Genomic DNA, 10,004 nt, shown 5'->3' with positions numbered 1-10,004 from the left:
CGGTCGTCTCATGCCTACGCCCCCTTGCCGAAGTACTTCGTGCGCAGCTGACGCGAGCCCTTCGGCGCCGCGAACGCCTGGGCCCGCTTGAACCCGGCCGGCGCGCCGCGCACGATGGTCAGCGCGCGGTAGTAGTCGACGTACGGGAAGCCGTAGGTCTCGCCCCTGGCGTAGGCGTAGCCGGTGATGGCCTGCGACCAGATCTCGTACGCCTCCTCGCTCAGGTCGACGAACGTGTCGGGCGCGAAGCCTTCGGCGTCCTCCCAGTTGTCGGCGTAGTAGAGCTCGTTCGCCCAGTAGGCCTCGCGCTCGCGCTCCAGCGTCTTCAGGCCGCCGTAGAAGCGGGCGTCCTCGACGATGCGGTGGGTGCGGGCGTGGTCCTTGTGGATCGACGCGCTCCAGTGCGTGAGGATGACGTCGGGCTTCAGCTCCCTGATCATGTCGCCGACGCGCATCTTGGTGTCGTCGTCCTCGGGCAGCAGGCCGTCCTCGTAGTCGAGGAAGCGCACGCCGGCGCCGATCTTCTCGGCGAACGTCTCGGCCTCCTCGCGCTTCTGCTTGGCGTAGTCGGGCACCGTCATGCGGGGGTGGCCGCGCTCGCCGAGCGTCAGGTGCAGCAGCGTCGCGCGGTCGCCGCGCAGCACGTGCTGGGCGAGCACCGCGCCCGCGGTCAGGTCCATGTCGCCCGCGTGGGCCCCGATGGCGAGTACGTGTGTCATGCGGATCGCCTCATCACGTGGAACTTTCTGGTGATCTCGTAGCCGGCCTTGGTGTAGAGGTGGCCTGCCGGGCTGGTCGCGCCGGTCCACAGGAACCAGGACGAGTGCAGCCCTTCCGCGCGCATCCTGGTCATGGTCAGGTGGAGGAGGATCTTGCCGAGACCGGTGCCGCGCAGGCCGGGGTCGACGCCGAAGGGGCCGAACCGCTCGGGGATGCCGCGGTAGGCGGCGTACAGGGCGAAGCCCACGATGTGATCTTTTCTCGCGATCACGATGCGCGCGGGGTCGCGGTGCTGCCTGATCGCCTCGCCCCAGTCGGGGTTGAAGGCGTCGGCGGCGAACCTGATCAGCTCAGGCAGCTCGCCGGTCTCGGGGCTGCGGAAGACGTAGCCCTCGCGCTCGCGCTGCCGGCGCAGGTCGTGCACGTCGGGCGGGGTCTGGTAGCCGACGAGCGTGCGGTCCATGGCGACCGGCGAGTAGAGCGTCTGGAAGCCCAGCTCGCCGAGCAGCCGGAACCCGGCGGGGTACAGCTCGGCGTCCGCGCCCGGCAGCACGTAGTTGGGGGTGTAGGAGGAGAACTCCACCTTGGTGCGGCCGAGGCCCTCCAGGAACGTCACCGCCTCCTGCAGCAGCCGCCGGCCGAGGCCGCCGCCGCGGTGCTCGGGGACGACGAAGAAGAACGGGATCCACCCGATGTCCGGCTCCAGGTCGGTGCCGGGCGCTAACGGGATCAGGCGGCGGACGGCGTACGCGCAGCCCACCACGTCGTCCCCGGTCACGGCCACGCGCAGGCCCTCGGGGTCGAAGTTGGGGTCGAGCAGCACGCAGTCCCTGAACCAGCCGGCCGTGGTGGGGTCGGCCGGCATGCTGCGGTTCCAGGCTTCGACCAGGGGGGTCTCGTCGCCTGGCTGGAAGGGGCGGAGGGTGACCATGGAGGGAGCGGTCCTTTCACCTTTCGGCACTCCCGCCACAGCTTCCCCAGTGTCAACGGCCCAGGTCAAGAAGATTTGGGAAGAAATTTTCTAACAAGTCGTTCATGTGGAAGATTGTTTTCAAGTGCGGTATCTATGGATGTCTGCCACGGGATGCCCGCATACCGGACACACGTTGAGCGACGAGTCGATCTTGGGTACGGTGCTCGCGACGGCCGCTCGAGGCTTTGCCGACCACTGGCAATGCTTGCGGCCCTGCTGGCTAGGTGTCCCCTCGGAGCGTGAGAGGGGACATCCATGTCGGACATACCGTTCAGGTCATTTTTCGGAGAAGACCCGTTCAGAGGGTTCGAGGAACTCACGGGGCGGGTGTTCGGCGCCATGGAGGGCTGGCCGCCGTCCCGGCCGGGCGTCCAGCGCGTGGACGTCGGCCGGCTGCTCAGCGCCTCGGCCAGGGAGGCGCTGCGATCGGCCGTCGAGCGGGCCGGGCAGCGGGGCGCGCCCGACCTCGACGTCCTCGACCTCCTCGGCGCCCTGATCGACACCGACGCGACCCGCTCGCTGCTGACCACCGCGGGAGTGGACGTCGAACGGCTGCGCGACCGGATCGGCGACCTCGCGACACCGGGCGAGGCCACCGAGCCGCCCACCACGCTCTCGCCGGCCGCCAAACGCGCCATCCTGGACGCGCAGCGCGTCTCGCGCGCGCTCGGCTCCTCCTACATCGGGCCGGAGCACCTGCTGCTCGCGCTGGCCGCCAACCCCGACTCCACGGCCGCGCGCGTCCTGAGCGAGCAGGGCGTCTCGGCCAACGAACTGCAGCAGGCCGTGCTGGCCGGCGCGGTGTCCCGTCCCGCCGACGAACCCCGCCACGGCAACGGCGGCACGCCCTCGCTCGACGAGTACGGCCGCGATCTCACCGAGGAGGCCCGCCAGGGCCGCGTGGACCCGGTCGTGGGCCGCGAGGACGAGATCGAGCAGTCCATCGAGGTGCTCTCGCGCCGCACCAAGAACAATCCGTGCCTGATCGGCGAGCCCGGCGTGGGCAAGACCGCGATCGTCGAGGGCATCGCCCAGCGCATCGTGAACGGCAGCGTCCCCGGCCCGCTGAAGGACCGGCGGGTCATCGCGCTCGACCTGACCGGCCTGGTCGCCGGGTCGAAGTACCGGGGCGAGTTCGAGGAGCGCATCAAGAAGGTCATCGACGAGGTGCGCGCGCACGCCGACGAGGTCATCGTGTTCATCGACGAGGTGCACACGCTCGTCGGAGCCGGCTCGGCCGAGGGCGGCATGGACGCCGCCAACATACTCAAGCCCGCCCTGGCGCGCGGCGAGCTGCACGTCATCGCCGCCACCACGATCGACGAGTACCGCAAGAACATCGAGAAGGACGCCGCGCTCGAGCGCCGTTTCCAGCCGATCCTGGTCGCCGAGCCGACCGTGGAGCAGACGGTCGAGATCCTCGCCGGGCTGCGCGACACGTACGAGGCCCACCACCAGGTCCGCATCACCGACGAGGCCCTCGACGCCGCCGCCACCCTCTCGGCCCGCTACATCACCGACCGCTTCCTGCCCGACAAGGCCATCGACCTGATGGACCAGGCCGCCGCCCGCGTCCGGCTGCGGGCGAGCACGCCCGGCAGCGACGTGCGCGAGCTGGAGGAACGCCTGGAGTCGATGCGCCGCGACAAGGACCAGGCGGTCTCCGCCGACGACTTCGACCGGGCCAAGGAGGTGACCGCCCAGATCGCCAAGCTCCGCCCCGAGCTGGAGCGGGCCCGCCGGCACCGCGACAGCGCGCCGCAGGTCATGGTGGAGGACATCGCCGAGGTCGTCTCGCGCCGTACCGGCATCCCCGTCACCCAGCTCACCGAGCAGGAGCGCGACCGGCTCATGCGGCTGGAGGAGCACCTGCACGAGCGGGTCATCGGCCAGGACGAGGCCGTCACCGCCATCGCCGAGGCCGTACGCAGGGCGCGCGCGGGCCTGTCGGACCCGAACCGCCCCATCGGCAGCTTCCTGTTCCTCGGCCCGACGGGCGTCGGCAAGACCGAGCTGGCAAGGACCCTGGCCGCCGCGCTGTTCGGCGGCGAGGACCACATGGTCCGCATCGACATGAGCGAGTTCCAGGAGCGGCACACGGTCTCCCGGCTCATCGGCGCGCCGCCCGGCTACGTCGGCTACGAGGAGGCGGGGCAGCTCACCGAGGCCGTACGCCGCCGCCCGCACTGCGTGATCCTGCTCGACGAGATCGAGAAGGCCCACCCCGACGTGATGAACATCCTGCTGCAGATGCTCGACGACGGCCGCCTCACCGACGGCCAGGGCCGCACCGTCGACTTCACCAACGCCATCGTCATCATGACCAGCAACATCGGCGCCGAGCTCATCCTGGAGGCCACCGGGGACGTCTCCGAGCTGGAGGACCGGCTCATGGACCTGCTGCGCCGCACGATCCGTCCCGAGCTGCTGAACCGCATCGACGAGACGATCATCTTCAAGCGGCTCGAACGCGAGCAGCTCCGCCAGATCATCGACCTGCTGCTGGAGCGCACCCGCGGCCGGCTGCGCGCCCAGGACATCTCGCTGGAAGTGAGCGACGCCGCGAAGGACTGGCTCGCCCAGCGCGGGCACCAGCCGGAGTTCGGCGCCCGCCCGCTGCGCCGCGCCGTCCACCGCGAGCTGGACAACCGGCTGTCGGCCATGCTGCTGACCGGCGAGGTGGCCAAGGGCGGGAAGGTCACGGTGGACGTCGAGGGCGACACGCTCCGGCTCAGGGCCGCCAACCCCGAGCCGGCCGCCTGACCGCCACGCCTCAGCTCTGGTCGTGGGCGAGGGGTGAGGGGTCCCAGGCTTCTCGCCGGCAGCGGTGTCTCACTCCTTGAGCGGCCGGCCGGTGGCCCGGCGGATCGCCTCGTCCAGCCGGTCCCCGGTCCGCCGCCCGCTCTCCTGCCCGCTCTCCTGCCCGCTCTCCTGCCCGCTCTTCTGCCGGGGCGGGCGCCGGGCCGGGGTGGCGCGCAGGGCGGCGCCGCAGCGGTCGGTGGTGCGGATGAGGCTGGCCGGCACCGGTGGGGCCGGCCACACCCACAGGTGGTACGCCTCGCCGGGGTCGTCGTGCACGGCGTCGAAGTGGCGGTCCCGGCCGCGTACGCAGGCTCGGACCCGGTACCAGCCGGGGCCCGCCGCGCTGAGCAGGGGGACGGCGGGCACGGGGCCGTGATCCGGGGAGTCGAGGCGGAGCCGGCCGCGTGGCGCGTGCACGCTCGCCTCGACCACGTCCTCCCAGGACGCGTCGACGTCGCCGGGCGGCTCGGTGAGCGTGAGGGCGACGTGGACGGTGCCGGTGTCGATGCCGGTGTAGAGGAGCGCGCCGGCCGACATCACGATGATCAGCCCGTTGGAGTGGTCGGCCGTCCCGATCGGCAGGTCGCCGTCGTCCAGCAGCCCGAAGGCGTGGTCGCTCACGCGCACCTCGGCTGACGCGTCCATCTCGCCTCCTTCGCGAGCGGGCCCTGCCGCGCCGGGCACGGCAGGGCCCCGTCAGGCTTCAGCAGGATGTCACGTGCCCACGGTGACCCGGAAGGGATCGCCGTCCAGGACGCGCTCGCGGCGGAAGAACTGGGTGTTCAGGCCGCCCTGCGCGTTGTTCTCGGTGGCGGTGATCATGCACACGGACACGCCGGTCGGGCCGGTCTGGCCGGGCAGGCTGAAGTTGCAGCCGTCGAACGTCCGCCGTGTGCCGCCGGAGCTCAGCCCTTCGTACGAGCGGGCGATCGGGTACTCGTCGCAGCTCAGCCCGCTGATCGAGGGGGCATCGCCGCAGGCGAGGCTGCGGTTGGTGTTGATGATCGTCTCGTTGGTGGTACGCGTCAGCGGCGCGTCGAAGGTCGCCCCGGGGAGCCCGGACGCCTGGGCGCGCGAGACGTGCGAGGCCAGTGACGGGTAGAGGCTCTGGCTGTAGACCAGCTCGGAGGCGTACCACGGCACGACGCAGCCGATGGCCGCCCGGCCCGCCGTGGCGTTGTCGCAGCGGATCTCGCTCATGTCGAAGCCGATGCCGGCCGGGGTGTAGGTGCCGTTGGTGAACGTGAGTGACCAGGTGGTGGTGCAGGTGCCGATCGCGCCGGGGGCGGTGGCGGTGGTGCTGAAGTACGACTCGCCCTGGATCCAGGTGCCCAGCGGGGAGATCGGGCGGGACGGGAAGGTGGCGCCGGCGGTGGTGCAGGAGCCGCTCGCGGTGGTCGTGCCCGACAGGCTGGCGGCCAGGGCGTCACCCCAGCCCTGGTAGGCCGACAGCTCGATCTGGTGCGCCCAGTCGGGCAGGTCAGTGGAGCTGTAGCTGTAATTGATGACGTTGAACGACGCCTCGCCGGTCACCGTTCGCACGCCGTTGACGACGCGGTACGTGGTGTAGAGCAGCCCGGTGATCTCGCACGCCGAGGTGCGCAGAGCCCACACGCCGGTGAAGGCGTTCTCGATGCACCAGTCCGGAATCGGCAGGATGTCCTGCACCTGCGCGCGGGGGCGCTGCTGGGTGAAGGGGGTCTTCGGGGTGACGACCTGGAGGCAGGCGGCCGTTTCGCCTTCCTTGGGCGTCGGGCAGGCCGGTGTCTTGTGCTGGACGGCCTTCGTGCCCTTCTTGCGGGCGGGCTGGTCGGAGCCCTCAGTGGGCTCGGATAAGGCGAGCTGCGGGGACGGGGGCGCGGCGGCCGAGGCCGGGGTGGTGACGATGCTCAGCAGGGCGGCTGCGCAGGATAAGACGGCCAGGATGGATCGTGCGCGCATCTGGGTACACACTCCCTGTTTGCGGTAAGTGGCCCACGGGCGGGCGTACTTGGGCGAGTCCCCCGCCCGTGGCTGCTTCGGCGCCCACGATTATGTGTTCGACTTCTGCCGCAAACAACCCCTTGACCGACATGCGCACTGGAAGTAGAGGAAAATCGTAATTTCCCGATATATCGGGGTATTTCAGCAGGTCAGGCTATTGGCTGGGGAGCCGATAGGAGGGTTGCCGCCTGCCCGTAAATAGGGCGTACGAGGAGGTGGGCCGACCTTCCCTCGGACGGCCGGCCGGCCGCGTCGCTCACGCGCGCCGCACGCGGTAGCGGTAGGCGACCGCCTTCGAGGGGAAGGTGCGGGTTTCGAGGAGGTCGAGCTCCACCTGCCGCTTGCCCTGCGGGAAGTACGGGATGCCGCCGCCCACCAGCACCGGGTAGACCACGGCCCGGTATTCGTCGATCAGGTCCGCGGCGGCGGCCTCGGCGGCGAGGGTGGCGCCGCCGATCGCGATCTCCCCCTCCCCCGGCTCGGCGCGCAGCCGCTCGATCTCCTCGGCGAGACTGCCGGAGGCCAGGCGGGCGTTGCCCCGCACCTCCGGCAGCGTGGTGGAGAAGACGACCTTGGGGAGCGGGTTCCAGAGCCCGATCCATTCGCGGGTGTCGTCGTCGATGGACGGCTCCTGGTCGGCGGTCTCCCAGAAGAGCATGGTCTCGTACAGCCGCCGGCCCATCAGGTGGACGCCGACCTGCCGGATCTCGTCGATGTGGTGGCGGAAGATCTCCTGATCGGGCTCGGCCCAGTCGAAGCCGCCGTCGGGCCCGACGATGTAGCCGTCGAGCGAGACGCCCATCGAGTACGTGACGTTGCGCATCCTAGAGTTCCTCCTCGGCACCGTTGTTTCCGGAGTATGACTCCCTGGAGCCGGGGAACTCATCGCGCCTCAGCGCACGGATCTCGTGCGGACGCCGTTGAACTCGAAGTCGTAGACCGTGTGATTGACCTGGAGGCCGTCCACGGCGCCGACGAACGCGTTGTCCCTGCCCTTGGAGATGCCGAGGCTGAGGCTGATCACCGCCTGGGGCAGCTTCTCCTTGAGCTGGCGGAACGAGCACGGTGACGCCTGGGTGCAGGTGATGGTGCCGCCTGTGCTGCCGGTGGCCCACCACTTGCCGTTGTCGGCGGAGGCGTCGTACTGCTGCCAGACGTTGGGGCGGGGCTCCGACGGTGCGGACGGGCTGGTCGAGGTGTTCGGCAGGTAGACGAGGCTCGTGTACTCGGCGGAGCCGACGTTGGGGTCGGCCTCGATGGTGATGTTCGGCAGGCTGACGCCGGTGAGGCTGTCCATGCCGGCGAACACCCAGTACTTGAGCTTCTTGATGGACGACAGCGGCTTGTCCGCGTAGAGCGTCTCGTTGCCCCAGGCGATCTTCTCGGTGCCGCTGCCGACGATGATGCCGAGGCTGCCGCGTCCGTACGGCGGGGGCTGGGTGGCCGCGAACGCCGTGGCCTCGGTGCGTCCGTAGGGGCCTTCGCGCAGGACGGCGCTCGGCGAGCCCAGGGTGTTGCGGCCGATCACGCCCCACCGGCTGGCGGGGATGATGCCGGGAAGCGCCGCTTCACCCGCCGCGCTCCTTTGCGATGGCGTGTCGGCGTACGTGACCAAGGGCGTGGCCAGCGCCAGAGCCGCCGCTGAGATGATCAGGCCGAAACGCCGGCCGCGAAATGTACCCATGAATCCCCCAGAAAACGAAATTGCCTCGAATTCTCGCGCATATCGGACATGCGGTTGTGCGGGTCCGATGCTGGGCGCGGAACCTGTCATTTCCTGGGGAAACGCGGATCAATCACGGCGGCCGGCGAATTGGCGAGGAGCTTAATCGGGTACGCGACGGCGTGGCCCCGGCCATTCACCGGGAACCACGCCTTCGGGCGTTTTATCGGGAGAAGGTGGCGCTGTGCAGGTCCACCGGGTTGGCGGCGTCGCCGGTCGTCACGCCGTACACGGCGGCGAAGGAGGAGCCGGTCGCGACCAGGCCGGTGTAGTCGCCGAGCAGGCGTCCGACGCTGGTCGACGGGAAGGCTCGGGTGTCGAACGGGCCCTCGATGTGCTGCTCGCGCCACGCGCCGGGCTGCGTGCAGCCGCTCGCGCAGGTCACGGCCCACAGGTCGGTGGGCAGGTCGGGGCCGGAGGTGTTGTTGCGGAAGTCGTAGTACGTGACCGCCACGGTGCCGGTCCGCGACACCGCCACCGCGGGAACGGCGGCCGAACCCGTGGGCGTCCTGTCGATGCGCACCGGCTTCGACCACGTACGCCCGCCGTCGGCCGAGCGCGCGTAGGCCACGTGGAAGGCGCCGTCGGCGTCCTGGCTCGGCCAGGTCGCGTGCACGACCTGGGTGCCCGGCTGGGCGGCGAGCAGCGGGAGGGCGGCGTTCCTGATGGGGTCGCCCGAGTCGTCGGGGTCGGGGATGCGGGGGCCGACGGCCATGGGGGCGGGCACGTCCAAGGTCTTGGCCCAGGTCCTGCCGCCGTCAGTGGAGCGGATGACCTGGGTGAAGCCCTCGTCGATGGTCTCGTGGTGCATGCCGATCAGCAGCGTGCCGTCGGGGAGGACGACGAGCTGGGTGCCGATGACGCCGCTGTTCCTCGGCACGTCGAACACCTTGCTGGTCGTCCACGTACGCCCGTCGTCGGTGGATCTGGCCAGGTAGACGGGCTGGATCCAGTTCGGCTCGGCCTCGGTGGACTGGTCGTCGATGCGGTCCCACACGGCGTAGACCACGCCCGGCCGGTAGGGGTCGGCGGTTACCGAGGGCCGGTCGTTGAAGAAGCGCACGGTGTCGTCGCGCTGCAGCGTCACCGGCGGGCCCCAGGTCCTTCCACCGTCGCCGGACCTGGAGACCAGGATCGCGGTCACGTCACCGGCGCGGGACATCGACAGCGACGCGGCGATCGCCGCGCCTGACGGGGTGACGGTGACCCAGTGGTCGGTGGTGACGTCGTAGTCGCCGCCGTTGGCCGCCGTGCCGCCGTTGCAGCGGGAGAAGGCCGGCATGTTCCTGGAGGTCGTCCAGGTCCGGCCGGCGTCGTCGGAGACGGCGGCGAGGGCGCCGTTGCTGCCGTACCGGTTCCAGCGGTCCTGCTGGAAGACCGTGACCAGGCGCTGGGGCCGCCTCGGGTCCGCGGCGAGCGCCGGGAGGACCTCGGTGTTCGGGTTCAGGACGTAGCCGTCCGCCGGGGGGCCGCCGCAGTCGGCGGGCAGCGGGCTGACGCCCGAGACCGGCCGCACGACGGCCGGCTTGGCGCCCGCGTCGTCGGCCGCGGCCGGCTGGGCGAGCGGGGTGGCGGTGGCGAGGAGGACGGCAGTTGCGCTTAACAGTGCCCTGGGGCGTCGGATCACGAGCTGGTTCCTCATTCTCGTTGCGGTTTCCGGCAGGAACCTTACAACGGAAAGATCAACTTTGTGGAGGAATGATCATAATGGCCGCTGACCTGGGCATCAGCGAAATCCATCTCTTGACTGCCCCTCCACGGACCAGTCGGCCCCACCGCGCTTGACGCCGGGAGTACCGATCA

Annotated in this window: 8 protein-coding genes; 1 reads left to right on the top strand and 7 read right to left on the bottom strand. The window is 70.4% G+C overall.

Going from position 1 to position 10,004, the window contains the following annotated elements:
• Positions 1-14: 14 nt before the first annotated feature.
• Both ACFFR3_RS42390 and ACFFR3_RS42385 read right to left on the bottom strand, forming a co-directional pair.
• Positions 15-719, bottom strand: a complete 705-nt coding sequence (locus tag ACFFR3_RS42390; protein WP_364381760.1) for a PIG-L deacetylase family protein — start codon at positions 717-719, stop codon at positions 15-17.
• Positions 716-1,651: a GNAT family N-acetyltransferase gene (locus tag ACFFR3_RS42385; protein ID WP_364381757.1), complete on the bottom strand. Its 936-nt coding sequence runs from the start codon at positions 1,649-1,651 to the stop codon at positions 716-718. The genes ACFFR3_RS42390 and ACFFR3_RS42385 overlap by 4 nt, the downstream gene beginning before the upstream one ends.
• A gap of 297 nt (positions 1,652-1,948) precedes the next feature.
• Between ACFFR3_RS42385 and ACFFR3_RS42380 the strand changes: the two genes are divergently transcribed.
• The gene (locus ACFFR3_RS42380) at positions 1,949-4,456 is read left to right on the top strand and encodes an ATP-dependent Clp protease ATP-binding subunit (RefSeq protein ID WP_379484978.1); all 2,508 of its coding nucleotides are present in this window, start codon (positions 1,949-1,951) and stop codon (positions 4,454-4,456) included.
• A 69-nt stretch (positions 4,457-4,525) separates the two neighbouring features.
• On the opposite strand, the gene ACFFR3_RS42375 is transcribed toward ACFFR3_RS42380, so the two are convergent.
• From ACFFR3_RS42375 to ACFFR3_RS42355, 5 genes are all read right to left on the bottom strand, one after another.
• Positions 4,526-5,140: a hypothetical protein gene (locus ACFFR3_RS42375; protein ID WP_379484977.1), complete on the bottom strand. Its 615-nt coding sequence runs from the start codon at positions 5,138-5,140 to the stop codon at positions 4,526-4,528.
• 69 nt (positions 5,141-5,209) lie between these two features.
• Entirely contained in the window at positions 5,210-6,436 is a 1,227-nt protein-coding gene (locus tag ACFFR3_RS42370) for a NucA/NucB deoxyribonuclease domain-containing protein (protein ID WP_379484976.1), read from the bottom strand.
• Between the two features lie 298 nt (positions 6,437-6,734).
• Positions 6,735-7,301, bottom strand: a complete 567-nt coding sequence (locus tag ACFFR3_RS42365; RefSeq protein WP_345404885.1) for a dihydrofolate reductase family protein — start codon at positions 7,299-7,301, stop codon at positions 6,735-6,737.
• Between the two features lie 69 nt (positions 7,302-7,370).
• Positions 7,371-8,162, bottom strand: a complete 792-nt coding sequence (locus ACFFR3_RS42360) for a hypothetical protein (RefSeq protein ID WP_379484975.1) — start codon at positions 8,160-8,162, stop codon at positions 7,371-7,373.
• A gap of 202 nt (positions 8,163-8,364) precedes the next feature.
• The gene (locus ACFFR3_RS42355; RefSeq protein WP_379484974.1) at positions 8,365-9,828 is read right to left on the bottom strand and encodes a sialidase family protein; all 1,464 of its coding nucleotides are present in this window, start codon (positions 9,826-9,828) and stop codon (positions 8,365-8,367) included.
• Between the last annotated feature and the right edge of the window lie 176 nt (positions 9,829-10,004).

Source organism: Nonomuraea salmonea (genome assembly GCF_042428605.1).
Classification (GTDB): domain Bacteria; phylum Actinomycetota; class Actinomycetes; order Streptosporangiales; family Streptosporangiaceae; genus Nonomuraea; species Nonomuraea salmonea.
Note: the sequence above shows the minus strand (reverse complement) of the source record. Positions and strands in the feature narration are given on the sequence as shown.

What these genes read in the sequence shown, in the direction of transcription:
- ACFFR3_RS42360 (WP_379484975.1), bottom strand. Translation starts at nt 8,162, where the DNA reads ATGGGTACATTTCGCGGCCGGCGTTTCGGCCTGATCATCTCAGCGGCG.
- ACFFR3_RS42370 (WP_379484976.1), bottom strand. Translation starts at nt 6,436, where the DNA reads ATGCGCGCACGATCCATCCTGGCCGTCTTATCCTGCGCAGCCGCCCTG.
- ACFFR3_RS42380 (WP_379484978.1), top strand. Translation starts at nt 1,949, where the DNA reads ATGTCGGACATACCGTTCAGGTCATTTTTCGGAGAAGACCCGTTCAGA.
- ACFFR3_RS42365 (WP_345404885.1), bottom strand. Translation starts at nt 7,301, where the DNA reads ATGCGCAACGTCACGTACTCGATGGGCGTCTCGCTCGACGGCTACATC.
- ACFFR3_RS42390 (WP_364381760.1), bottom strand. Translation starts at nt 719, where the DNA reads ATGACACACGTACTCGCCATCGGGGCCCACGCGGGCGACATGGACCTG.
- ACFFR3_RS42375 (WP_379484977.1), bottom strand. Translation starts at nt 5,140, where the DNA reads ATGGACGCGTCAGCCGAGGTGCGCGTGAGCGACCACGCCTTCGGGCTG.
- ACFFR3_RS42385 (WP_364381757.1), bottom strand. Translation starts at nt 1,651, where the DNA reads ATGGTCACCCTCCGCCCCTTCCAGCCAGGCGACGAGACCCCCCTGGTC.